The sequence below is a fragment of the Acinetobacter thutiue genome (genome assembly GCF_030385805.1).
Lineage (GTDB): Bacteria > Pseudomonadota > Gammaproteobacteria > Pseudomonadales > Moraxellaceae > Acinetobacter > Acinetobacter corruptisaponis.
In genome coordinates this window covers 18,920-44,711 of record NZ_JAUDZE010000016.1, presented here as the reverse complement: position 1 = coordinate 44,711, position 25,792 = coordinate 18,920, and the positions used below count along the sequence as shown (strand labels likewise).

The window sequence follows — 25,792 nt, the reverse complement described above, 5'->3', positions numbered from 1 at the left end:
GGTGTTATTTTTAGACCAGATTGATTGATCATCGCATCAGGCAAATCGTTGGTCGCTGCCATGCGATTAATGATTGCTAATTTCTGCTCCAATAGTGAAAGGCGACTTTGCAAATATAGATCACAATGGCTTTGTTGCACAAAGATTTGAAAGGCAAAGCGCCCCTAATTGAGCCAAATTTAAGGCGTAACTTGGGTAAGTGGTCGACCTAATTCCGTAAATCTGTTGAGGACTGCTACACGTGCATGAACCTCATTGACTTGGCTATCAAAGCTCCTTGCACTGAGTTTATCTCTTAATAATTTGATGCAGTGCATTTTAGTCTCAACCAAACTTCGGCGATGATAGCCTGACCATTTTTTCCATAGTGTCCTACCTAAACGTTTAATTGTTCGAAGTAATTCATTTCGCTCTAGCGAGCTACTCTTTGTATCTTTCCATGGTTTCGCATTTTTTCTAGGTGGAATCACCGCATGTGCTTGCCGATCTGCAATGACCTGACGGCATTGCTTGGTGTCATAAGCTCCATCGGTATAAACAGAGTCAATCTGCTCATCTTGTGGAATCTGATTAAGTAAATCACCAAGCACCTGTGAATCACAGACATTATTGGTTGTGAGCTGAATAGCGCGTATTTGTAGGGTTTTGGCATCTATACCAATATGTAGTTTACGCCATTGGCGACGATATTCAGCTCCATGTTTCTTGCGTTTCCATTCGCCCTCACCTAGAAACTTCATCCCTGTAGAGTCTACGAGTAGATGCAGCCCATCGCTACTTTTTTGGTAGCTGATTGCAATATCAATATGCTTTTGTCTTCTACAAAGCGTACTGTAATCTGGTGCGGTCCAATTTAATCCGCAAAGTTTAATCAGACTTTGCACAAAGCCAGTGACCATACGTAAAGATAGACGGAATAAGGATTTAATCATTAAGCAGCATTGGATGGCTGCGTCGGAGTAGGTTTGATTTCGCCCTTGTTTGCCTTTTGATGGAGCATACCATTGCGTAGCAGGATCAAACCAAAGGGCAATATTTCCGCGATTAATGAGTGCTCGGTTATATGCGGGCCAATTGGTTGTGCGGTAGATTTTGTGTGTAGGCTTCTTCATTTGAAAATTATATCGCTGAAAAAGCCTTTACAGATAGGTTTGTGCAACAAAGCCGCTGGAAACTAAAAGTAAGGCACCGAGGACAATTGCAATATCAGCCAGGTTGAAGGCCGGCCAATGCCAGTCTCGCCAATAGAAATCAAAGGAATCCACAACATAGCCGCGAAAGACCCGGTCAATCAGGTTGCCCATGGCGCCACCGAGGATAAGACTGTAAGCGATGGCTTCTCCTTTATGACGATTTTCAAGGATCAGCTTGATCAGAAAAATCGAGACCACTACCGCGATTCCGATAAAAAAGTAGCGCTGCCAGCCTCCACCATTCGCAAAAAGACTGAATGCGGCACCGGTATTCCATACGTGTACCCAGTTAAAGAATGAGGTCACTGAAATAGACTCGCCATATGCCATTGATTGTTGCACCAGCCATTTTATGGCCTGATCAGACGCTGCCAGCAGGCCCGATATGGACAACAGAGCGTACGGTGACAGATGTTTGCCAAAAATGGACATTGCTTAATCCTTGAGCGCCAGAATGCGTCTAGCACCGTTAAGTACAATTACCCCCGCGATGGTGCCGATAATCAGATCCGGATAATTGGACCCGGTCCACGCGACCAGAGCGCCGGCGGTGATGACCCCCAGGTTGATCACCACGTCGTTGGCCGAGAATATCCAGCTTGCCTTCATGTGCGCCCCGCCCTCCCGATGTTTGGATATGAGCAGCAGACAACTGGTATTGGCAATCAATGCGACGAATGCGATAGCCATCATCACCAGCGATTCAGGCTCACTACCGAATACAAAGCGTCTCACCACCTCTATGAGTACGCCCACAGCCAAGATCAGTTGCAGTACACCAGCAAGATGCGCGGCACGTACCTGCATTTTCACGCTATGTCCAACCGCATAAAGGGCAAGCCCGTACACCGCCGCATCGGCAAAATTGTCCAGGGATTCTCCAATCAGGCCAGTGGACCGGGCGATCAGACCGGCAGTCATTTCCACCACGAACAGAAGTGCATTGATGCCGAGCAACCAGCGCAGGGTCCCGGATTCTTGCTTAGCAGAAGCTGCCGAAAACTCGGCGGCCTTGATGGTCTCCGGATTTGCAGCGACGGTTTCCTGAAGCGAGGCGCCTAGCCCCAAGGTCTTCAGTTTCGAGGTGACGGGCTCGACCTCACCGTCATGCACGACCTTCAACCGGCGGTTCGACAAGTCGAAGGACAGTGCCCGAATCCCCTCAACGCCGTTCAGGGCCAGGCGAATCATGCGCTCTTCTGATGGACAGTCCATCTTCGGCACGGCATAAACACTGACCCATTCCCCCGACGCATCGGAGGAGGCCTGCATATCGGTATCCGACGCAGGCCTTGCATGGTCGCCACAGGGGCCTCCGCAGTTTTTACTCATGATATGACTCCACTTGAATGTGATCGGGTTTTCATTTAAAACTATATAGTAGTTATAATGTCAATAGCGTAGAGAATCCGTTGCGGAGGAACCCGATGCGTATTGGTCAGTTGGCACAGTCAGTAGGGGTAGATACACAGACGATCCGCTTCTACGAACGGCAGGGCTTGTTGCCGCCGCCTGGTCGGCAGGAGAACGGTTACCGTGTCTATACCGAGAAACACGTTGAGCGGCTGGCCTTTATTCGTCGCTGCCGCATCCTGGATCTGTCACTGGCAGAAATTCACGAACTAAAGCGCTATCAGGACGACCCTCATCAGTCCTGTACCGCTGTCAATGCCTTGCTCGATGATCGCATCTCTCATGTGCGCTCGCAGATAACCGCTCTACAGGCGCTTGAGAAACAACTCGTTTCACTAAGAGCGCGTTGCAACGATGACCGGGAAGTTAAGGCGTGTGGGGTTCTTGCTGGAATTAGCGAGGGAAGCATGCATCAGCAGTAGGTTGGAGTGCCAACCAGATAATCCGATGAGATGCCGGTTTGCCTCACTCTCATGCAAAGGTAAGATCAACCATTTAATCCGCTTACCCTATTTTTTTTTGCTTTCACCTTATCCAAAATTCACCACCCCATAATTGAAAATATTTTGAATTATAAGCCCTTAGGGTGCTCATAATCCATAAATCAATTTCGAAGTTCTTTGTTGCATAAAGCCTTTAAAGATTGAGTTTTCCTAAGCAACTCAAATTTAAGTTACAACTCGGGTATTAGGTCGGCCTAATTCCATAAATCTGTTGAGGACTGCTACGCGAGCATGAATTTCACTCATCTGACTAGGAAAGCTTCTTGCCATTAATTTATCGCCTAATAATTTGATGCAGTGCATCTTTGTTTCGACCAAACTTCGGCGATGATAGCCTGACCATTTTTTCCATAGTGTTCTACCTAGCAGGGTTTTAGTATCTATACCAATATGAAGTTTACGCCATCGGCGACGATATTTCGGCTAATGCTTTTTACGTTTCCATTCACCTTCATCTAAGAACTTCAAATCCGTGGAATCAACGAGTAGATGCAGTCCATTGCAACTCTTTTCATAGCTAATTTGAATATCAATATGCTTTTGTCTTCTGCGAATGGTTGAATAATCCAGAGCTGTCCAATCTAATCCGCAAAGTTTAATCAAGCTTTGGACAAAGCCAGTCACCATGCATACAGAAAGACGAAATAAGGATTTAATCATGAGATAGCACTGAATGGCTATGTCAGAATAAGTTTGATTTCGACCATGTTTTCCTTGTGACTGCGAATATCATTGAATCTTAGTATCAAACCAAATTGTAAAATTACCATGATTGATCAAAGCATGATTGTAGGATGACCAATTCGGTGTACGATAAATTTAGGTGTAGGCTATTGCTGTATAAGACCTTATCGGTAGGTTTGCGCAACAAGGCCTCAAAATCCCACCTTAAAATGCAAATAGCAAAAAAACTCTACCATTCGATTGATTTCATTTTAGAAGTAATGAAATTAGTATCTGTTTGTAATGATATTTTATAAAATTCAATATTAGATCTGCAGAGAAAAACTTATCAAACTAAGTATTGGCTAGTCTTTTTCTTCGAAAAACTTATCAAACGAAGTATTAAGTTAATCTTTTTCTTCAACTTCTTCCTTAAACTCAAACAAATCATTCATCGTACAGTTAAAGTACTTACACAACTTATCGGCGACTGGTAATTCAATACGTACAGCACGGTCATAATACATACTTGTGAGCGTGTTGCGATTGATACCTGTTGCATGCACCACTTCACTTAATTTTAAAATTTTTCTATCGCCCATGAGGCTAGATAACTTACAAGTAATCATATTTAAATTAATTTACAAAAAATAACTTGCTGTGGGTTATTTAAAGTTGTTGACTGAGTAATACTTTGCTAAAATTAACCTACAGCAGGTTATTACAACTTATAGAAAGTATATTTTATCCATTTCAACTAAATTATAACTTTTTAAATATAAGGATTGAACCTGCATTAGATTATTTTGTGGAGATGACCGCCGTGTTACCAAATGAGTTATTGATCAGCCAGCAAGCTCGTGACTTAGGAAATCAATTAATTAAAGAAATGAACATCAATAGAAGTTATGGAATGGCTAATTTTCTTGGAGTAAATACTTGCTATGATAATCATCAGGCTGTACTTATTTGGACATTTCAACTGCTTGAAAGGGAACCAGCCTTAAATGAATTAGCAGAAATTAAAAAATATTTTCTTTTAATCTTTCCAGATAGTGTTTATCAATTAGCCTAAGTTGTTTTTAAAATTAATTTATTAAATAAAAAGCACTAAATCAAAGAAAGCTTTATTTAAAAATACCGATTAATTCAAAAACATACCATTTACTGAATATATGAAGCATAGGTTCCTGCTCTATCACTCACTCGTACTAAAATTACATCGCTCTTTTTACTGATACTAAACAATTTATGTCCACGCCACGTTCTGCGGCTTCGAGGGCTAGTTTTTGTTGAACCACTGAGAACAAGGACAACAAACTGCCTACTATATTTTCCCGGAGAGTGGTGTAGGAACTTTTTCATTATTGCTAATCATATCAGCGACAACATCAGCAACGAGCTCCTCTATTCCTGAGAATGCTTTAGACTGATCCGCATCAAGCCAAGACAATGATGGAAACTCAGCACACAACCCAACATACTCATTATATTCTGCTGACCATGTAACACGGCAAGTATATTGTTTACTATCCATTTGAAACCCCATAATGTTTTAAGTCTATGTATAAAAGTACGATTTTCACTTAGCAGTACTTAAATAATCACCCCACCACTGCATCATTTCAGTCCGCTGGGCTAAATAGTCAGCGTGATTATAGCTGGCACGGGTACGGTTCTTATCAATATGTGAAAGTTGTGCCTCAATCCAGTTATCCTGGAACAAACCTGAGTCATTCAAAATGGTACTAAAAGTGGAACGTAGTCCATGAGAGGATAATTGATGTTTTCCATAGCCCATCTTACGTATAGCCATATTTAATGTATTAAAATGAATCGGTTGATTATGTTTCCGTGGGCTAGCAAAAATGTACTTTTCACCGTATGACCATTGCATGACGTCTTTTAAAATATCTAAAGCCTGATCTGAAAGTGGAACTAAGAAGTCGGGAATCTCATGGCCTAATATGACTTTTCGTCGAAACTGTTTAATATGCAAGGCAGGTATTTTCCAGATTTTTTCATTTAAATCAAAATGATGAGGCTCAGCCAATAACAATTCAGCCCCTCGCACGCCAGTATGTAATTTGAACAGCAGTGCTTTTTTAATAATCGGATGGGCATCCAATTTTAATAAATTTTTCTTAAAATCTGATATATCCTCCGCTTTCAAATACGGATAATTCTTCTTGATTTTACTGTTAATGGCGATTTTATTTAAACCATGCGCGATGTTGAATTCACAATAACCCATCGCTACAGCGTAGTCATAAATTTGGTTCAAATAACTACAAGCTTTCTTGACAGGTTCTTTTACTTGGCGTCCCTCTATTTTTTTGATTACTGAAACCAGGTCATAACGCTTGATGTTTTGAAAAGGTAAATCCTGAAGGTCTGGATAAATATCTTGCTGTAAACATCTTTCTGCTAACTGTAGTACACCGCAGCGGGGTGAATCATTAAATGCATTTTTCAGTTTGAACTGCAGCCACTCCTCCCCTACCTTACGAAAGGTGATGACATTAGAGACAGTATCATGCTCAAAACAATAATTATTGTCTTTAAAGTCATCTTTGACTTGTCGTGCCTTTTTCAGCGATAAATCAGGATAAAGCCCCAACTGAATGCGGCGACGTTTTTTTGTTTGTGGATCTGTATAGCGATAGCACCAAGATTTTCTTCCAGTCGGCTCAATCTTCAGGCTAAGTCCATCTTCATCGGATAAAAAACAAGTTTTTTCCTTGCAATGAGCTTGGCGAACTTTAATTTCAGTAAGACTCATGAAATTTAAATGAAACCTATCAGCGGATTGACGAGATCCATTATATCAAAATAGAAGAAAATATATATGATGCGTACACTACGCATCATATATATTTGTAATATATTGTTTTATATATTTAATATTTTAAGTATTTGTATTTTAGTAACCATTATAAGTACCACCTCTTCTTTAAGTTCCCAACAACTCACTTTTTCTGTCATCAATGTTAAATAAGTCTTGTGCTTTAAATTCTTAGATGACCTCCTCTACCCTTTATTATCATTTTTATAAAAGTAACTATATGTACTCATTAAAATTTGTAGAGCTCAAAAACAAAAAAGACCGCTATATAGCAGTCTTTTAACTTAATTAAATAATAATTAATTCATTTTCATCATAAGTGCATAAGCATCACGTTTGTTTTGACGCAATGATTCTATCTCGGACTTCGTCAGCTGTTTTACGAGAGTTGAGGATATACTTTGCTTCCCACTCTGTGAGCCTTTCGAAATCGTACCCGTAAATCGATTTCCACCATGCTTCAAGATTACCATATACATCCCTCAATTGCTGAAGAGTTTCTTTACTTAGAGCTAATTGTGATGAGTATTGTTTACCCGTCAGTGCATATGCTCCAATAACTTTATTCGTCCCAGTTGTTTCAATATGACCTTTTAATGCTGCAAAAGTACCACCTTGGGTCTGGGTATCATCAACAATAATAACACATTTATCATTGTTTATTGTCCCATCAAATGCTGGTGGGTTGGCTAATCTATGCCACCCATCACCGCCAGTTCTTGATACTTTTATAGCTTGAACTATATTCGTATCAACTTCAAGCCCAAGTTTCTTTGCTATAACTGCTGAAGTAGCTAAAGGAATCATATTACGACCGACTGCTTCCTCAGCATGTACAGGTACTATAATAGTTTCCCGACCATCGATAATTCTTTCTAGTTCAGCAATCGCCTCATCCGAAACTAAATCTTTAGCTAAAATATACGCACTTTCAACATCCCCTGCTTTAGCAGCTTCATACATGTAATGAGAGGTTGCATCTCCAAGACCACGGTCAATAACCGTTTTAGGAAGCATATTCCAATCTGTGCGATATAACTTCATATTTTTAAATAAGTTTTAATGATGGCTAGCATTAAATTTTACACTAAATTTACCGCTAGCATCTCTTGGATATTATTTTTCGTATCAGGCAGCACTCTCAAAAGCCGTTTGTTTGGACAGTCCCCATGATCATACACGAGGCAGCTTCAAATACTTATGGGCCCATCCTATCCAGTTGTATCTTCTTGCATCACATGAATATTGTATACTCATTTTGACTACTTGAAAATTATGGAACAACGTCAATAAAAACAATAACTCTAGAGTCTTTAGTCGACATTCCTAAAAAGGTAAATTCAACATTTCTTTCCATATCATTTCTTTGTGTCTCTGGATGAACAAAAGAAACATAGCTTATTTCAAAGAATCGGGCTAGGGTTTTTATGCCAATGATTTTGTTCTCTTCATTAGCAATTAAAACATCTAATTCCAGATCAAACTCTTCTAATTATTTAATTAAATCTTTAACTTTCATTTTACTATCAACCTCTATGAATTATTTAAAAAATTAGCACAATGAAACTTGTGAAAAAAATGGATTTGCACAAAATTTTTTAGCAAAAAAAAGCATAGCAACCAGAAAAATCGTTCCAGCAATCAACAAAAATATCCCCGTGTGCTTCCAGTTTACAACATTTTGACTACCACACTGCCCACAGTAGTAATAATAGCCTTTGATACGGCCACCGCATTCAGGACAATTTTTATGATTAATGAATAAGTTACTCAACGTCTCTTCTCCAAAATTCTTATTATCAAGTTGTAAGTGAAGATAGCACACATTTATAAAAATGTCTTTTTTAAAACATCAAAAGATGTTATAAAAAAGACATTCGCTACTTTAGGATAACTTTTAAGATGAATTTAAATCTCCTTGATGAAGAATCAATCCAACCTTCTGAACCCACGCCATGTGATTTTTTCAAAGGTGAAAATGCTATCAAAAAAGCTAAACAGTTAGGATTACCTGATCTCGAGTTAGTCAGAAACGCAATTATGATCGGTGATGCTGACTATAGAACAAATACTCACTATAACCGTGCACGCTTTATTGCACGATGGGGAAAAATTGGAGAACAGATTGCTTTACTGCTTCGACAATCTGATCCTGCTTGGATATTCCACAATGACAGCCAGCCAAGAATTGAGAATACAGTAAAGAAAATACAAATTATCTTTATGAGCGGGAATATTGCATTGGGGTTAGCTGATCAAGTTGTATCAGCACACTGTGAAAAAGGATTAATGACATTAAATAATATTAAGGAGAATCAGTCTGCTTATGATGATGAGACAAAATTGAGAACATGGATTTTATACTTTCCTTCAGCATCACATCCAGCCTATAAAGACATTGATATCCCAAATATTCCTTTTGAATTTGCATACCCAACTAGCTTCGTACAGGACTTAAAAGCGAAAAAAATTTCAATTTTACCAAGTGACCATACTTGCAGAATTGCATTTGAAATAGATAATACAGTTCCTGTAAAAACTGATCCTAAGCCAGTATTGGAACCATCTAATGAAATTAAACCAGATGATTTTGATATTCAGCTTGTAGTTTAATCTGAGGTTAATGTGTTTAATAAAGATCGTTTACGTATTGCTAAAGAATTACGAGGACTTAGCAATACCGATTTCGCAGAAAAATTGAGTTGCTCTATCTCTAAGGTAAAGCAACTTTTAGACGTGGATAAAGAAATCAATGAAAATGATCAAGATGATATATGCCGTGTATTAAATTTACCCAAGTCATTCTTTGCAGGTAATGACACACAACCACATGAAACAGACCAAATCTTCTATAGATCGGTTGCTCGTATTAAAGCACAGCATAGAAAAGCTAATGAGGCATATACTCTTTTAGCAATAAATATTAACAAGTACTTAAATCAGAAAGTAAAGTTACCTACTTTTCACCGTCCTGATTTAGATATTACTGAGTTTTTGGGTGAATCTAAGTATGCCGATCACCTAGCGTCAGAGTTGAGAGGTTTATGGGCTTTAGGTAATCAACCTATTAATAACATTGTTTCGTTGTGTGAGCTAAAGGGAATCCGTGTCTTTAGATTACCGACTGAAATTCGAGAAATTGATGCACTATCTTTTTTTGATGATGAAAGTGGTAGCCCTTTCATATTTCTAAATACATTTAAGTCTGCCGAAAGAGCCCGCTTCGATTGTGCACACGAACTTGGTCATATCGTTATGCATACGCATAACAAAAAAATTCGTGTCGAGAAAGATAATCGTGTTCTCGAAACTGAAGCGGATCAATTTTCATCTGAATTTTTAATGCCAACAGATGCATTTCTTTCTACTGCTCCACGCTATTTTTCACTAGAAAATATGATTGAGTATAAAAAGATTTGGCGAACATCCCTGAAGGCTATTAACTATAAAGCTCACAAGCTGGGATTAGTTAGTGATTGGGTTAATCGTAGTAACTCTATAAAGATCAATTCGTTGGGCTACAACATTAATGAACCTGAAGAAACTCATCGAGATGAGAGTTTGATGTTGCCCAAAATTATCTCTGTTTTAGCCTCACAACCATCTTTTGATAAAAATAAAATGCTTGATGAAATTGGAATCTCTGAAGAAGATTTTAATCAATTAACATTTGATGCTTTAGCTAAAGTTGAGCCCCCGAAGAAAAAACATAAGTTATATATTGTCGAGTAATACAAACCTTCCTTAAAAATAATGCGCCTTACGGCGCACTATTTATGCAAAATCCTGATTAATTTTTTTATGACTTCACGCCCAACGTAGTTTTGCATCCCATAAGTCATACTTTAACTGAAAATGTAACTTGCCCCATCATGACTTTTTTCATATAGCCTACTTGAACTGACACCATAAATCCCATGTGTTCCATAAAGCATCGTATACAATTTCAGATAAATTCTTTAGTTATGTGATCAGGCTATGTGCTCAAATTACCTATTTCCAAATAAAAGAAATTTGACACTCTTAGGTGTCGATACAAGCCAGTTTGATCTTGAGCTTAAGGATCATGTATTCCCTTCCTATCATGCTCCAATCATTCTGAACGGCTCAGATCACTTAGAGCTTGATATTGCAAAGTTTGGATTACTACCGAGCTGGGCGAAAGAATTGAAGTTCAGCAGTCATACTTATAACGCCAGAACTGAGTCTGTAGCAGATAAGCCTAGCTTTCGACATGCTTGGAAGTACAGCAAGTTCTGCCTAGTCCCAGTACAAGAATTTTATGAGCCGAAATACATCAATGGCAAGCCACACTGGTACACCATCAAGCGTAAAGATGATCAGCCTTTTACTGTTGCAGGGATCTATGATGATGCAGTGATTAATGGCAATAAGGTACGTTCCTTTTCAATGTTGACCATCAATTCGGACCATCACCCTTTTATGAAACAATTCCATGCACCGAAGGATGAGAAGCGATCAATCATCGTTATTCCAGAACAGTACAGAAAAGACTGGCTAACAGCCGATCATGAACATGCGCATGAATATTTCTTTCAAATGCCCGATGAATTCGTCACATTTCCACGCGATGAGCAGAAACAAAACGTCTTATTCTGACGCATCCTTGTTTATCCACAACTTTTTAAATTTGAATTTTAAACGCTGTTAGTAATATCCTATTTAAACAAATTCTACTTCCAAACACGCCTCGTAGCGTAGGAGTATCTCATGTCTAAGAAGTTGCCTATTTACTTCTCTGACGACGCATGGTCATCTTTACAAGAGCTCATGGGTCCAGAGGGTAAACCAAGTCCTACCATCAACACCGTGCTTGAACAAATCGCTGTTCAAAATGAGCTTGTTGAAAAATTAGGGCTTACTGCTGTCCTACCCAAATCCAAAGTATCTATTCCCGTCTCTTTAGAGCGTATTCCTGCAGGTCCGGCCTTCAGCACCAAGGATGAGCAAGACAAAGCACTCGATCTGAATGAGTTCCTGATTCACAACCCTATTTCTACTTTTATTGCCTATGTAGACAGTGAATCCATGCTCGATGCTGGCCTAGAGATTAATGATCCAATCATTATTGATCGCAGTATTGAAGTCAAGCATTACGATATCGTGGTTGCCCTGATTGATGACAATGCCTCGACCATTAAGCGGCTGATGATCACCAATAAGATGGCCAAGTCTGAAATCAAAGAAATATTTGGAGATGAAGATTATCCGCTTCCAGAACTTTGGTTGAAGGCTGAAAATTCGAATTACAATCACATCATTCCTGATGATAGTCAGACCATATCAATCTGGGGTGTGGTGACTTTTAATTTAAAGCGTATTTATCACCGCTCATAAAAAGAAGAATAACCATGCAAAGTGAAAATGAAATATTCGCGTTAGTCGACGTGAATAATTGCTACGTCTCGTGTGAGCGTGTGTTTAATCCTGCCTTGAATGATCGCCCAACCATTGTGCTCAGCAACAATGACGGCTGTGCCGTGGCCAGAAGCCAGGAAGCGAAAGACTTAGGCATCAAGATGGGTGTTCCTGTATTCCAAATTAAAGAGCTGATCAAACAACATAACATTCAGGTGCTATCCAGTAATTTCTCCTTATATGGCGAAATGTCCAAGCGCTTTATGGAGCTGCTTGGGGACTATGTTGCACCAGGAGATCAAGAGGTCTATTCCATTGATGAATGCTTTCTGAAGCTCACAGCTTACGAGCATCTATTTGACCTGACTGTATATGCTCAAGACATGAGGGCTAAGGCTTGGCGTTGGTTAGGCCTACCCTGCTGTATTGGAATTGGTCGCTCTAAAACCGAAGCCAAGATTGCCAATCATCTCGCCAAGAAAAACAAGTTCTTCAATGGGGTCTGTAATCTGGCCCATATGGACCCATGCTCTGCAGAAACGCTACTCGCGCAGGTTGATGTGTCTGAGGTTTGGGGCGTAGGCAGACAGAACTGTAAGAAGCTCAATACTATGGGTGTTCAATCTGTGCTGGATCTGATCAATGCCAATCCTAAAGAAATCAAAAAGCAGTTTAGTATCGTGATGGAAAAGACGGTGCTTGAGCTACAGGGCCTTTCTTGTATTGACCTTAGTGATGATACTGTAGCGAAGAAGCAAATCATCAGCAGCCGTTCATATGGCAACCCAGTGTATGAAATGGATGACATTAAAGCTTCGGTTCGGCTTTATGTGGCCAGAGCCGTGAAACGAATGCGGGAAGATGGCTCAATCTGCAAGATGATCGGCGTGTATATCCAAACCAGTCGCTTTGATAAGACAGAGCGCTACTCGCCTTACATCGTCGTTCAAATGCATGAGCATACGGATGATCTACTGCTCATCACCAAGGCCGCGATGAAAGGCATCGATCAGATATTTAAGAAAGGCTTTAAGTATAAAAAGGCGGGAATCGTGCTGCTCGAAATTACAGATCAATCCAAGTTTGTGCCCGATCTATTCACGGACTATTCACATAAGCAAGAGCGAGAAAGGCTTTCAGATGCCATCGAAGCCATCAGTGAACGGTTTGGGAAGAATCTCGTCACGCTAGGCATTGCCAACAATAAAGAAGCCACATGGCACATGAATCAAAACCTTAGATCACCTTCGTATTTAACCAAATGGTCTGACTTACCAAGAGTAGGATAAAAACATGCACTTATTTAAATTAACTGACGAACAACTCGCACAAATTCTTATCCCGAAACGATTTGTACCACCTACTCCACCTGAACATGAAGGCAAGAATATGGTCTATGTATTTGATAGTGAGGATAAGTTTGAACTGACTTATGATGAGCTGGTGGAAATCATTAGCAAAGCTAGAATGGCTGGTCCGAAGTTGACACCTGTCTTAGGCACCGTGAATTAAATTGTGCAGTGTTCGCACGCCACTTGAAACATAACTTGATTGGAAATGAATTTGGGCTGAGAAAAATTCAGTTCAAATTTAACCTGACGGGCACACTAAAAAATGGGTAATTGTCAGATCGAGTTTGGACTACAACACTTTAGCTCATCGATTTACCAAAGTGCTAATCTTTACACTATTGTCTAAAATCCAGTGACCAAATTGTGATGCTAAAGCTTTTAAATTCCCTTTATTATGAATCAAAGTTAGTATGATGCTTTTCATAAAGACAGTTTACTTATAACCAGAGAGATTTTTAAACAATTCCCCCTTTTCAGTTTGCTTAGGCTATTTGATCCAGAGTTCATCTTTTTGCATCATTTTTAACATTAAATTAAATATAACCAGCGGAGTAACATTTTTTTTGTTAGAGCCGACAACTCTTTGAAAACTAAATTTAACGGTTCGCTCAGGAGCATCCAAATTAACTGGGTAGTTTTGTTTTTCTAAATACAGATGATCTCCTAACATTGGCTCTATACCAGTAATAAAATTAACAATTTGTTGCTCATCACCTTTCATTCGGCATTGAAAATGTAGAAAATTCTTACGCAGTTTTCCAAATAATAATAATATTTTAAGCGCCTTAACCATGTTCTTTTCTTTCAGTGCATCTTGCTGCCTATCATCTTTATAATGAAAATCAAGGAGAGGAATTATTTCATCTGGACGAGTCAGTTTTTTAGCCTTTTCGTAAAGTTCATCAAACCAACTCTCTTCTAAATTCTTACTATAAACATAATTCGTTTTTAAATTAAATTTTTGGCGATCCATCCATTTAGTGCTCATCCATTGACATCGTTGCATCCATTCTTGAGCTTGGGTATCTTCGCTTAAACGACCTTCTCTAAAACTTATCAAACGTTGAAAAGGTGTCAGAGTACTCTTCTCTATACTAAACTTCTTTTCTTGTCGGCCAGCCATCGTAACTGGCTGTGTTTGCTGATAAGAATTAAACCATTTCTGCTGCTGAGTATAACGATTTAGGTTTATGTAGTCTGTACTTGACTTCACTGGACTAAAACACTGTTCTAATACTTTTTTTGAAATGATACACGGCGAATTATAAATTCGATCGACTGCTAATAAATCCAAAACATGAAGGTAATTTGAAGCCGTTTGCTCAATACTGCTATGCCCCATCCAAGAGGCGAGCACCTGCCATTTATGTTGAATAATCTCTTCTTGAGCACGTGCTTTCATACCAAACAATAAATCCCTCATCTTTTTTGCTTTTACCCAAGGACAATCTGTGTAGGTCTTGATCATTTCTTTTGAACCGAGCAAAGTTATTGCTAGATAGTTAGCAGCACTGTGGCGTAATGTATGAAAACTAAAGCCATGATGCATACCTAATATTTGACTAAACAAATCTACTGTAATTTTGCTGATACATTGATCAGTTAATACACGATGATTCACACTAAAAAGTAGATCATCCTGCTGATTAACCAAATATTGCTCATAACGATGTTGTATGTAACGTTGTACTACTAAAAACTCATGTTCTGACAATGCAATTTTCAATGGTATTTGACGATTCGCACTTCGCGTTTTCAGACGGCGATATGAATTGTCTTGGATATGAAGCGTGATATTATTAAAAACTGTATTTTCTTTTTCTTTATAAAGTAGCTCTGGGCAAATAATATCTTGTATTTTAAGACAACGAACTTCATTTAATCGAAGTCCAGTTCTATAACTTAGTAAATACATCAGCTTTAAACAACTCAGATGATCGACCCACTCTGATGCCGTTGGCTCTTGACTTAAATTTTCTAGTTTTTCCAATAATTTGCCAAATAGCAAAGGACTCACTAGCCGTGCATTGCAAATTTGTAAATGCTTAAAACTTGAATTCTGTAACACCAATACCCCTGGAGCATCATAATTCTCTATACAGAATTGATGAAAATCTTTTAGGCGACCAAAACGGTATTCTGCGCTTTGGTGCATCTTACGAGAGGTTTTTCCTTTCACCGAATCTCGTTGAACTGCTTTTTCATCACGTTCACTGCTGTATTTCAATAGCTGCCGATATAAATCCTCATAGTCATCTATGGATTGTTGCTTTAAATCTAATTTATTGAGCCAAATCTCAAATATAAATTCTTTGCCAAACGATCCTAAGTAGCTTTCAATAGTTGATAATTGAAGCCCTCGTTTTTTTAAATGCATTAACCAGTGAATTAAGCGTAGTTGAGCATCAATTAAAGACTTTTCCTCCGTATTAGCATCAACTATCTTCTCCTCTAACACCCTTCTAGTTTCTTGCCAAAAACGTAGCGTGCGTTCTTCTTTATTCCTCTTTTTATCTAAACGCTCAACTTTTTGACCTTTACGTTTCTTTTGACCAAACAACATCAACTCATACGGAATCGTTTGTAATTTGCTTTGAACAGTCGGAACTTCAGGAAGTAACTGCTCTTGTTCAAAATGAATAGGGCGATTATCTGGTTCTGTGACTTGATTGTAATCATTATTCCACAGCAATCTAAATTCGGATGGCCTTAAAGCAACAGTATTAATCTCTTGCTGAAGCACATTACTCAAAAATATATCTATGCTGAGGTTTGGATTAAATTCGAGTACCATTTGCACATCATTAAATGCACGAAATCCACGGCGTTTAATTTGATATTGCAGATCCCCAAGACTTTTTTTCCTGCCTATCTTACTCAAGCTTTCTAAAATACAATCTTCAACTGAATGTTGCAGACAAAATTCTTTCTGAGTAGCTTTCAACTTTTTTAAATATTGCAAAATGAACTGCGCATATGGGTTAAAAAAAACATGTTTCCATTGGTACAACTTTCCCTGTTCTACATCGTTGCCATATTGAGAGTTTTCAACACGATAATGTAGTAACAATGGATTAGTGATTTTTTTGTAGTCCGAATGGTATAACCGAAAACAATTCAGATCTGTACCAAGCTCAATGGCCTCCTGCAATTGCTTCTGAATAGCAATCAAATGCTGTTCATCTGCACAGCCTGAAATATATATAAAACTTAAGCATAAATTTCCCCATAAGTACTTTGGTTCATTCCAATATTCAAATGAATCTTGCCAATACTGCCTTAATTCCTTAAGTACATGGATATGTAGATGCCCCTGTTCTAACCGTGACTCTGTACTCTCAATTTTTCTAGGCAGTACGATCCGTTTAGTATGTGGATTTAGCTTAATTCTGTATGATTTTTTATCTACATTCTGGTTGAATTGCTTCCTTCTTTTATTAAATTCATCTTCAGTAAATTGCATCAGTTTTGATTGTTCGTCTCGGCTCAACTTTTGACTCAAACAATCAACACTATCTTTAATGTCATGCCATTTTTCAGCGATCTGCTGATCAAGTTTTTGCTGCATTTCTTTCGTCAATACTTCAGGTGGAGAAGGCTGTCTATCTAGCGACTTTTTCACCATTTTATGAATATCAACAAATAGATCATCTAGTTGTGGTTTTATTAGTTCTTTGATTTTTTGCATACAACTATTTTCGCTCTAAGTGTTTAATCGATAAAGATTTGACATTATCTTGCAATTGCTGGCGGGCTTGCTGTACATAGACATTCGGGATAAGTGAAGAATGCGGATGAAAAGCCTCTCGGTCACGTTGGTCATGACCATACAGGGCCTGAATTAAGTGAAAAGCTAATGCTGGTTTACCCTCTTGCTGCTCATGCATCAAAAAGTTCATGTCAAAATGACGTAACCAATTCGAATACATATTCTTTGGAAAGACTCCTTGCATATATGAATTCACCCATTTTCTCGATAAAGGGATTAACTTAATTTTCCTGCTCTGCCATTCTTTGACAGTTATCGGCAAGATATCTTTACTAAAAATGACCTTACCAAAAAGATCATTTACAGTTATCTTCTTCTTTGCAAAGACTTGTCTAAAAAATGAACCGTACGCTTCAATAATTTGTTCTAAAAAGGCAGTGTAATTTTGCAGTGTTTTTATGAAAAAATCAGATAAAGGGATAAAACGACCATCTTTTCTTGCTTTACTATTTTTTTTATCATTCACATATAAAAGCTTGAGCTCAACACAATAATCATCCAAATTCCCCAACAGGTTTTTTTTAGGCCGACTTGCCAAACTCAACAAACTGATATGCCACATCCAACACGCATATGCATTAAGTTGATTAATAATGTGCTTATCTTCTTGGATGTTTTCGTGACAATGTCTATGTAAAATATGGAATTGCTCTTTCACAAAATTGGGTTCAAGTGCCAGTTGGCTCCCTATCCTTCCTATAGATAATGCAGATTGCACTTTGAATTGTTGTTGCAATATTTTTAGTTCAGCCGTGTCTTCAGTAAAATGTGTGGAATGTGGTGTAAGTGCTTTTTCTAAAAAGGCTAGATATGTGCTACTGAGTTGAGTTTTCGGTAGCCCGCCATAATAGATACCAGGCATGTGATGCTGACTATCCCGCCCAGCAATTACATGAGCAAGATATTCATTATATGTTTCATAATATATATGAAAATATAATTGAGCCTGCAGTTTTTCTACAGTGATCGAACCTACAAACCGATTATCAAGCCAATTCTTAAGTTTCTTATTAATGTGTGTTGATGAAATTAGTGGATTCGATGCTTGTTCTATATAGTCAAACCAAGCAGAAGGTAAATGTAGTTGATGTGTCATCACTTCATTCCACCGCACATGATTTAAGCTCTTAATCTTCTGCTCTGTAATTTTAAGATTTAATTTGAGTAAATATTCGCGACGTCTACTTGAACCATTCTGGATCAAAATTCCATCTTGAATAAGCTCGTTAAAATCCATCAGTGCGACGGGTGATAATCCCGTCAAAAGTGACAATAAACATGCTGCAGCGATTGCAGCATCCCTCCAGTGCCCGGATAACTCGGTTCTCAACACATAAACAATTTGCTTCAGTATATCTGGCGCCAAATAATGTGGATTTGTAACAAAAGGAGCATGACGGCGCTGGCGATGCCGCATTAGATGCGTCGCATTATCGCTGAGTATATAATTTAAATTTTTAGACTTTTCATCTTCTGAATAAAACTCCATTTCAGGATCTAATAGATCAACTTCACCCTCTTCATCTTTGTGAAGAGCGGCATCATAAATACTGATCTTTGCGTTATGTCCAATATCTACTTGCTTACCCGTTTTAATTTCACGAAATTTTTTGAGTTCATTTTTCGTCGGCCATTGCAAAACTTTACTTTTTTTTGACTTACGCTGACGATGAACAACACGACGATCATCAAGTCTTTTAAAAATTATTAATAGAGCCGATAAATACTCTATGGCTTGTACTTGTTTGAAATCTTTAATATTAAAAAGTTGATTACGATCCTCCTTTTTCAAGTTACGTTCGTACATGACATAGCGATTTAGTAGCTCACTGCATTCTTGAAATAATTCAGCATGATTAGAATCCAGAACATATCGTGATACATAGCGAAAGAGATCACAAACATGTTTTTGCTTATTCTCAGCTTTATCAATTTTTGCAAATTCTTGATACTGCCGATATGTTAAAAAACTCGCTTGTAGAATCAAATAACGTTCAGACGACAGCTCTTGAGTATTACTAGTAGTCGGGCATGCAAAATAACTTAAAGAAGCTAGATAATAATATTTACCTAATTGTCTAGAACTAGATATATAGCCATATATCTGTTGTGCTTCCTTATTTAGAGCATGGGCTTTTTCACGTAAATCATCTGATAGATCGACAAATTGTGTATTCACAACATGATTGCGTAATAAACAATAATCTTTTTGGAATTTTTCTGCTAAATCTAAGAATTGCTCTTCTGTTTCAATCTTTGGCATATTCGCTTTCGCTTAATTTTTTATCAAATTGCATTGGTTAAATTCATTACGATCTGAACAATTTGGTAAAAGTTGATCTTTTATTGAACTCTTTGTCAGCTTAAAAAATCTAGCAAAAAATTTAGCATCCAGCTCTTTCTGAGCTTTTCTCTCAAAGCACAAGTGTTGCTGTGATTTTTCGATAAAATCATCAAGATTATGTATCAACTGTAAGATTGCAACATAATTAGAATGTACACGTAAGCATGGCTCCGTTTGCATTAATAGCAATATTTTTTGCCAAATTTTCACATAGATTATTTTGAACTTTGCTTGTACTACTACTTTCTGGCTCTGTTTAATCTTTTTGATTTTCAGTAGTTCTGAGTTAATTTTTACTATCTTAAATTGAACATTTTGTCGCTCAAAGCAAAAGGGCATGATAAATTGCCCCATAAATATCTCTATATTTTTTACTAAATAGTCAAATTTTAACATTTTTATCGATATAAAAAATGAGCATATCTTTGTATATTAAAATTCATTTAATTTATCAACTAAATTTTCTCAAAATTACAATTATCAACAAATACATATGGTTTACTTATCATGGGTGGTCTAAATTTTAAAAATTCTTCCACTTTTTTTTAGTTTTCTGTTATTACATGAAACAATACCGTTGTATTACATTTTGAAATGCTGTGTATGCAGCATTGATCAAAAAGATTCTCTGCTATACTTACTTCACGTGTAGCATCAATGGAGTTTCGAAATGCTCAGAACCACTGAACAGAAAAAAAAATATATTCAAGCGACACGTGCGCAAAACTATCAAGCCAGCCTAAAGCTTGAAGGCATTACAACGACAGCTCAAACAACTCAACAAAGTAAAGCTGAAATCTTGCAAAAATATAAGAAGTATTCGCAACCCGAAACTTAGTCAGGTGCATGTATGGATAAATATGGGGAAATGGGTGACAGCCTGTATTGTTACCCTGGCACAAATATCCTAAAGAACAAACTCAATATTCATGATGAACAAATTTTAGAACAAGCTGAACTAGAACTGTCTGGATTGGCAAGTAACTTAATTGAATATGCTGAACCACCTTACGACTTACAATACTTAAAATCAATTCATGCGCAGCTCTTTGGCGACTTATACGACTGGGCAGGAAAGTTAAGACAAATCGATATTTCCAAAGGTGACACCCGTTTTTGTAATTTTTCCCGTATTGAAATTGAAACCAATAAACTACTCAAAACGCTTCAAGAAAAAAAATACTTTCAAGGCTTAGCACCACAACAACTGATTCCTCAACTTGCCGACTTGTATTGTGAGCTTAATGTCATACACCCATTCCGTGAAGGTAATGGACGTACACAACGGATTTTCTTTGAGCATCTGATTGCTCATTGTGGTTATGGTATTGATTGGTCTCGCATTGACTCTCAACAACAATGGATTCAAGCCAATATTGAAGGTTTTTATGGTAATTTAAATCCATTAATTAAGATTTTTGAAATATGCTTTATTCAAAATACCTAAAATTTAAGTAGTCGAAGCCCACAATCCTTAATGAGCCATCATCTTTGCTTCAATCCACTGATTAATTTCCCAAATAAACCAACAATCACGATTCTTAGAAATCTTAATACTCTTCGGGTAATTTAGGATCGTAATATTCAGATTACTTATCCAGAATTGAATAGATCGTTAACTTAGATAGACTTTTAAGCAATGTAACTTGCCGCATGTTTATCAACATATGTCTCAAAAAAGTCTGCCCATACATAGATTTATGGCGTTTAGTGCTTAAATTTCAGATTAATCTTCGTCTGATGACCTGAATGGATGTTACAGATTACATGCAGGTGAATTACTCTGTGGCTGTATCATGGCTTTTGTGCAATCCAATCCATTTGATCCGAATGTTCTCTTTTGCAATAAAGCAGCCTCTTCTGCTTTTCCTGAACCAACGAACTATGTCATTGATTTGATTCAACCGACAACAGTGATGCTGAATCAAATCTCCAAAGAAGGGATTAAATGCAAGAAATGTGGTAAGAAAAAGATAGGGGATGGAAGTTATTATCCGTCTAATTGGAACCAGCCCATGAGTCGAGATCAGTTGAGTAAGAATCATTTTAAATGAATAAGAGAAGGATGGCTTACCTCACTTCTCCGAATAACAATGCTATGCTTTTCAACCAAGGTTATAAATTGGCAACTACATTTCATTCTTCTTCATGCTGGTCCTATAGCCTGTAGACAATTACTACATCATTTGCATTCAATGCTCAATACAGCCTGTCAGCAGAACCGCAGCGATACTTTTTTTCGTGCATACATGTAGTGTTTAAATCCATTCATTTTTCAATGATCCTCTGCCGTTTATCACATTTATGGTCGATCTTTAACCTTATGAAAAATGCACATACCGATCCCTTCAAACTGTCAAATTTATGTATGCATGACATTTAAAGAAAATTATCTGATCAATTTTTTTAGGTAAAATTCATCAAGAAAAAGTTATTATTATTCATAACATCACCAATAACCACATAAAAACAATAATTTAATAAATTATTCTTCCAATTTTTTTATATTTAGTGTTATTACCTCTAAATCCATGTTTACCACCTTCTATTACATAAGTAATTTAGAAGTATCCACGATATAAATTGCTTGCCCTCACACCTCTCCCCTCTCACGCCCAAAAAATTTATACTGAAAGGCAGATTAAGCCCGTTCGAGTTACATATAGCCGCATGCTATATTGAAAGCATTAAGAAAATATCCTCAATATTTATAGGATTTTTAAAGTATGAACTAATTTTCGAAGAACCCTTTCTAAGTAATGTGACCTATTAGGAAAAATGAAAATACTGAAATCTCCGTATCAACAATCAGTCAAAGTACATCCTGATGATTTTCTGTAACCGATACCCAAGGACTATACCTACCCTTCTGATGTGCTGTGCAACAAAGCCCTCCTTAGCCACACTATAGCTATAGATTAATTCCATTATTTTGTGATTTAATTAAATTATTCATTCTTAAGACCCAATTTAATGGATTTATATTTCACTAAACCAGAAGAAGTTGTGACTCTTTTAGGTGAGCGTTTACGTAAGCAACGACTCTTTCTGGAGATGTCTCAAGCTGAGGTAGCAGCACGCGCTGGTGTCGGCGTGAATACAGTTTCGAATCTTGAAGCGGGACGAAATGTATCTGTTGAAAATTTAGTCCGTATTGCAATGGTCTTGGGTCGATTAAACGAACTTCAGGAACTATTTAAACCTCAGCTTAACAGTGTGAATGACATTCTTCGCTATGAGAGTCAAAGTAAGCGCCACCGTATTAAGAGGAAGGGATAATGCTCAATAGACTTAATGTTTATTACAACGGTTGGGGCGAATCATGGTTATGGGGAACGCTGATTAGTTCAACAGCCACGACAGGTAGACCCACCATTGCTTTTGAATATAGTCCAGAAGCAATACAGCAAGGTGTTGAGCTCTCTTCTTACTTGCTGCCTTTAAAAGGTCTACCATTCAGACAAGGTTTTCCTACTCATCAAATGGGACTCCCAGGTCCAGTCTATGACGCTTTACCAGATGGTTGGGGCATGATGTTGATGGATCGATATTTCAAAAAAATTGGCTTAAATTCAGCACGAATTGGACCTTTGGAGCGTCTGACCTATATTAGTAGTCACGCAATGGGTGCCCTCTCCTTTGAACCTTGTGTTGCTGACATGCAAACCTCAGAAAATATCCCTTTACAACAACTAGCCCAGGAAGTTCAAGAAGTACTCAAAGGTGAAGGTGGTGAATTTCTACAGCATTTATTGGTCATGGGTGGCTCCCCTCAAGGTGCCAGACCAAAAGCGTTGGTTTACCGAGATCCTGTCAATTTAGAGTTTTCGACTCAAGATTCTGATCAACATGAAGCCTGGCTGATTAAGTTTCCTGCTCAGCAAGAGCATCCTGAAGTCTGCGCCATTGAAGCCGTCTATGCAGAATGTTTGCGACTTTGTGCAATTGAGACTCCAGATACCCATTTCTTTAATTTGCCCAATGGTTTAACGGCTTTTGCTTCTAAACGATTCGATCGTCAAAATGGTATGCGGATTCCAATGCAGAGTTTGGCTGCATATACAGGAGCAGACTATAAAGTTCCAGGTAGCCTAGACTATCGCAATTTTCTCCGGGCAACCTTGATGTGTACGCAAGATGTACGAGAAAGATTGCATGCTTTTAAACGTGCTGTGTTTAATGTGCTTTTCAATAATCGGGATGACCATACTAAGAACTTTTCATTTCTCATGGAGAAAAATGGTCAATGGAAATTGGCTCCAGCCTATGATGTGACCTTCTGCGAGGGTCCAGGTGGTTATCATCAAATGGACATTATGGGAGAAGCGCTCAATATTTCCCGAAATGACATACATAAACTCGGTACTTCAGAAGCTAATCTGACTACTCTAGAAGTCGATGAGATCATCTTGACCATGCGTGAAATTGCACTTCAATTTAGTCAAATTGCGCAGCGCCTGTATCCCCATCAAATTCGAGAATCTACCCTACAGATGATTCAATCACGGATTCAACAGAATATTGATTTTTTAACTGAAACCTAAGCGTAAATATAAACTAAGCGCCAACCATCAACTGCAAATAGACTTTGATATAGTTAGTCGCTACATAATCTGTAGAACCTGTGAATTAGCTCTCTTTATAATCACGAATATTAGATGGATCACCGCCAAGATATATTCTGCAAACGTGAAATCACTACATCCAGATCGAAAATCACTAAGAAAAAACTGTCACCAAAAAAAGGTCTGCACTATGGATAGATGCAGACCAAACTCTGGATAACTACCAGCACGAGAAATATGTCGCAATTTTGCATAGACATGAATTTGATAAAATCAGCCCAGAAAGCCAGAAATTCATAAAAACTATTTCATCAATCCCCTATAACTTAATCACGTTCATGGTCGATCTTAAATCTTGTGAAAAGTACTCATGCTGACCTAGCCAAACTGTAAAACTCATGTATTCATAGCCTTTAAATGAATCTTTCAATCGGTATATTTAAGGTAAAAACTAGTAATCAGAAGTTATTATCACCCCCATATAAAACAAGGATCAACTTAAAAACAATAACTTAGTAAATTATTCTTCCATTTTTTTTATATTTAGTGTTATCTCATTCACTTGGCTCTGAAAGTTTCTCGCACTGAGTTTATATGCGGACCAATTCGTTGTACGGTAGATTTTAGTTGCTGGCTTCTTCATTCGGAAATTATATTGCTGAATCAGACCTTACAAACAGCTTTGTGCAACAAAGCCGTCTTTAAGTACTTTTTTTAAAGGAAAAATCATCGACTTAAATCTATATTTCCAACAGTGCCACTTTTATCGCTTTAGCACCTCAACTTATTTAAGTGGCGTAACTTACATAACTTATGCATCCCATTTAAGTGACCTCAGTTATAGTATTCCATGTCAGGAATTTGGGCACTGTTGCAAATAGGGATCTGAGTCAATGATTTTCCCTTCAAAAAAGCTTAGAGACCGAAAACTCTATTTACTAGCCAAACTTCTCCTAGAATATTACCGTTATAAAATAATGAAGCTTGTCCTTTGCGTAGAGCACGCATAACCTCAATTCCTTTAATTGTGGCATAAGCCGTTTTCATAGACTTGAATCCCAACGTAGCCTTGATGATCCGTTTGAGCTTGCCATGATCACATTCAATCACGTTATTCTTGTATTTAATCTGTCGATGGTCCAGGTCTTCAGGACACTTTCCTTCCTGTTTTAGTCGCGACAAAGCACGGCCATAGGTATGAGCCTTATCAGTGTTTATGACTCGTGGAATCTGCCATTTTTTGACATGATTCAAAATCTTACCAAGAAAACAATAAGCTGAATGGGTATTTCGTCTAGCAGAAAGATAGAAATCAAGAGTATGGCCACGTTGGTCAACTGCACGGTATAGATATGCCCATTTGCCATTCACTTTTACGTAAGTTTCATCCAGATGCCATAAATGTCGATCTGTAGGATTACGCCAATACCAACGTAAACGTTTTTCCATTTCTGGAGCATAACGCTGAACCCAGCGATAAATTGTGGTGTGATCAACATTCACTCCACGTTCAGCGAGCATTTCCTGAAGTTCACGATAGCTGATGCCATATTTACAATACCAACGAACAGCCCAAAGAATGATTTCACCTTGAAAGTGCCGACCGTGGAAGGGATTCATCTGCTGTATCTCGAAATAAATAAGATATTTAGCTTATCATGTCAGCCTATTTGCAACAGTGCCATTAAACTTGCCTCTTCTCAAGGGAAGTACAAAGGCCGGGTACATAAATTGAAAGGCACTGTTGCAAATAGAGATTTGAGTCG

General features: G+C 37.9%; 24 protein-coding genes and 1 pseudogene. 13 read left to right on the top strand and 12 right to left on the bottom strand.

Features of this window, described 5'->3' with window-relative positions; translation table 11 throughout:
* Window positions 1-179: 179 nt before the first annotated feature.
* From QTA56_RS17950 to QTA56_RS17940, 3 genes are read right to left on the bottom strand one after another with little or no spacing between them, the layout of a single operon-like run.
* Entirely contained in the window at window positions 180-1,112 is a 933-nt protein-coding gene (locus tag QTA56_RS17950) for an IS5 family transposase (RefSeq protein ID WP_000743262.1), read from the bottom strand.
* Between the two features lie 27 nt (window positions 1,113-1,139).
* On the bottom strand, window positions 1,140-1,568 hold the full coding sequence (lspA, locus tag QTA56_RS17945; RefSeq protein WP_227549024.1) for a signal peptidase II: 429 nt from the start codon (window positions 1,566-1,568) through the stop codon (window positions 1,140-1,142).
* A gap of 60 nt (window positions 1,569-1,628) precedes the next feature.
* Window positions 1,629-2,525, bottom strand: coding sequence for a cation efflux transmembrane domain-containing protein (locus QTA56_RS17940; protein WP_009392494.1), 897 nt, complete (start codon window positions 2,523-2,525; stop codon window positions 1,629-1,631).
* A 95-nt stretch (window positions 2,526-2,620) separates the two neighbouring features.
* Here QTA56_RS17940 and cadR point away from each other — a divergent pair, with 95 nt between their 5' ends.
* Complete coding sequence (gene cadR, locus QTA56_RS17935) at window positions 2,621-3,028, top strand: Cd(II)/Pb(II)-responsive transcriptional regulator (protein WP_104472708.1); 408 nt, start codon at window positions 2,621-2,623, stop codon at window positions 3,026-3,028.
* Between the two features lie 246 nt (window positions 3,029-3,274).
* Here cadR and QTA56_RS17930 read toward each other — a convergent pair.
* Both QTA56_RS17930 and QTA56_RS17925 read right to left on the bottom strand, forming a co-directional pair.
* Window positions 3,275-3,928 (bottom strand): annotated as a pseudogene (locus tag QTA56_RS17930) (IS5 family transposase).
* A gap of 251 nt (window positions 3,929-4,179) precedes the next feature.
* Entirely contained in the window at window positions 4,180-4,401 is a 222-nt protein-coding gene (locus tag QTA56_RS17925; protein ID WP_004658364.1) for a helix-turn-helix domain-containing protein, read from the bottom strand.
* A 194-nt stretch (window positions 4,402-4,595) separates the two neighbouring features.
* Between QTA56_RS17925 and QTA56_RS17920 the strand changes: the two genes are divergently transcribed.
* Complete coding sequence (locus QTA56_RS17920; protein WP_004658363.1) at window positions 4,596-4,847, top strand: hypothetical protein; 252 nt, start codon at window positions 4,596-4,598, stop codon at window positions 4,845-4,847.
* Window positions 4,848-5,099: 252 nt separating this feature from the next.
* Here QTA56_RS17920 and QTA56_RS17915 read toward each other — a convergent pair whose 3' ends face one another.
* From QTA56_RS17915 to QTA56_RS17905, 3 genes are all read right to left on the bottom strand, one after another.
* Window positions 5,100-5,321: a hypothetical protein gene (locus QTA56_RS17915; protein WP_001986288.1), complete on the bottom strand. Its 222-nt coding sequence runs from the start codon at window positions 5,319-5,321 to the stop codon at window positions 5,100-5,102.
* A 33-nt stretch (window positions 5,322-5,354) separates the two neighbouring features.
* Entirely contained in the window at window positions 5,355-6,554 is a 1,200-nt protein-coding gene (locus tag QTA56_RS17910) for a tyrosine-type recombinase/integrase (protein WP_000059658.1), read from the bottom strand.
* Between the two features lie 393 nt (window positions 6,555-6,947).
* Window positions 6,948-7,634 (bottom strand): phosphoribosyltransferase, encoded by a 687-nt coding sequence (locus QTA56_RS17905; RefSeq protein WP_228130696.1) that lies wholly within the window; start codon window positions 7,632-7,634, stop codon window positions 6,948-6,950.
* An 885-nt stretch (window positions 7,635-8,519) separates the two neighbouring features.
* Between QTA56_RS17905 and QTA56_RS17900 the strand changes: the two genes are divergently transcribed.
* The 6 genes from QTA56_RS17900 (at window position 8,520) to QTA56_RS17875 (ending at window position 13,508) form a co-directional block, all read left to right on the top strand.
* The gene (locus QTA56_RS17900; protein WP_001052588.1) at window positions 8,520-9,230 is read left to right on the top strand and encodes a hypothetical protein; all 711 of its coding nucleotides are present in this window, start codon (window positions 8,520-8,522) and stop codon (window positions 9,228-9,230) included.
* 12 nt (window positions 9,231-9,242) lie between these two features.
* Entirely contained in the window at window positions 9,243-10,349 is a 1,107-nt protein-coding gene (locus QTA56_RS17895; RefSeq protein ID WP_000482094.1) for an ImmA/IrrE family metallo-endopeptidase, read from the top strand.
* A 246-nt stretch (window positions 10,350-10,595) separates the two neighbouring features.
* Window positions 10,596-11,237 (top strand): SOS response-associated peptidase, encoded by a 642-nt coding sequence (locus QTA56_RS17890; RefSeq protein ID WP_002046584.1) that lies wholly within the window; start codon window positions 10,596-10,598, stop codon window positions 11,235-11,237.
* A 111-nt stretch (window positions 11,238-11,348) separates the two neighbouring features.
* Window positions 11,349-11,975: a LexA family protein gene (locus tag QTA56_RS17885; protein WP_004658359.1), complete on the top strand. Its 627-nt coding sequence runs from the start codon at window positions 11,349-11,351 to the stop codon at window positions 11,973-11,975.
* A 14-nt stretch (window positions 11,976-11,989) separates the two neighbouring features.
* Complete coding sequence (locus QTA56_RS17880) at window positions 11,990-13,285, top strand: Y-family DNA polymerase (RefSeq protein ID WP_034700591.1); 1,296 nt, start codon at window positions 11,990-11,992, stop codon at window positions 13,283-13,285.
* A 4-nt stretch (window positions 13,286-13,289) separates the two neighbouring features.
* Window positions 13,290-13,508: a hypothetical protein gene (locus QTA56_RS17875; protein WP_267982259.1), complete on the top strand. Its 219-nt coding sequence runs from the start codon at window positions 13,290-13,292 to the stop codon at window positions 13,506-13,508.
* Window positions 13,509-13,835: 327 nt separating this feature from the next.
* Here the strand turns inward: QTA56_RS17875 and QTA56_RS17870 are convergent, their stop codons facing one another.
* The 3 genes from QTA56_RS17870 to QTA56_RS17860 are packed head-to-tail and all read right to left on the bottom strand — an operon-like array spanning window position 13,836 to window position 19,857.
* Complete coding sequence (locus QTA56_RS17870; protein ID WP_002046149.1) at window positions 13,836-17,036, bottom strand: tyrosine-type recombinase/integrase; 3,201 nt, start codon at window positions 17,034-17,036, stop codon at window positions 13,836-13,838.
* Between the two features lie 4 nt (window positions 17,037-17,040).
* A complete protein-coding gene (locus QTA56_RS17865; protein ID WP_004826952.1) occupies window positions 17,041-19,380 on the bottom strand; it encodes a hypothetical protein in 2,340 nt (779 codons plus the stop codon).
* 12 nt (window positions 19,381-19,392) lie between these two features.
* Window positions 19,393-19,857, bottom strand: a complete 465-nt coding sequence (locus tag QTA56_RS17860; RefSeq protein WP_000911011.1) for a hypothetical protein — start codon at window positions 19,855-19,857, stop codon at window positions 19,393-19,395.
* 274 nt (window positions 19,858-20,131) lie between these two features.
* Here QTA56_RS17860 and QTA56_RS17855 point away from each other — a divergent pair, with 274 nt between their 5' ends.
* The 5 genes from QTA56_RS17855 (at window position 20,132) to QTA56_RS17835 (ending at window position 24,005) form a co-directional block, all read left to right on the top strand.
* Window positions 20,132-20,299, top strand: a complete 168-nt coding sequence (locus QTA56_RS17855; RefSeq protein ID WP_002125865.1) for a YhfG family protein — start codon at window positions 20,132-20,134, stop codon at window positions 20,297-20,299.
* 12 nt (window positions 20,300-20,311) lie between these two features.
* The gene (locus tag QTA56_RS17850; RefSeq protein WP_004826955.1) at window positions 20,312-20,908 is read left to right on the top strand and encodes a putative adenosine monophosphate-protein transferase Fic; all 597 of its coding nucleotides are present in this window, start codon (window positions 20,312-20,314) and stop codon (window positions 20,906-20,908) included.
* Between the two features lie 349 nt (window positions 20,909-21,257).
* A complete protein-coding gene (locus tag QTA56_RS17845; protein WP_004726728.1) occupies window positions 21,258-21,515 on the top strand; it encodes a hypothetical protein in 258 nt (85 codons plus the stop codon).
* Window positions 21,516-22,434: 919 nt separating this feature from the next.
* Entirely contained in the window at window positions 22,435-22,740 is a 306-nt protein-coding gene (locus tag QTA56_RS17840; RefSeq protein WP_000366814.1) for a helix-turn-helix domain-containing protein, read from the top strand.
* Window positions 22,740-24,005 (top strand): type II toxin-antitoxin system HipA family toxin, encoded by a 1,266-nt coding sequence (locus QTA56_RS17835; RefSeq protein WP_000934717.1) that lies wholly within the window; start codon window positions 22,740-22,742, stop codon window positions 24,003-24,005. Before QTA56_RS17840 ends, QTA56_RS17835 begins: the two co-directional genes overlap by 1 nt.
* Before the next feature lie 936 nt (window positions 24,006-24,941).
* Here the strand turns inward: QTA56_RS17835 and QTA56_RS17830 are convergent.
* Window positions 24,942-25,646 (bottom strand): IS6-like element IS1007 family transposase, encoded by a 705-nt coding sequence (locus QTA56_RS17830; RefSeq protein WP_001067793.1) that lies wholly within the window; start codon window positions 25,644-25,646, stop codon window positions 24,942-24,944.
* Window positions 25,647-25,792: the final 146 nt, after the last annotated feature.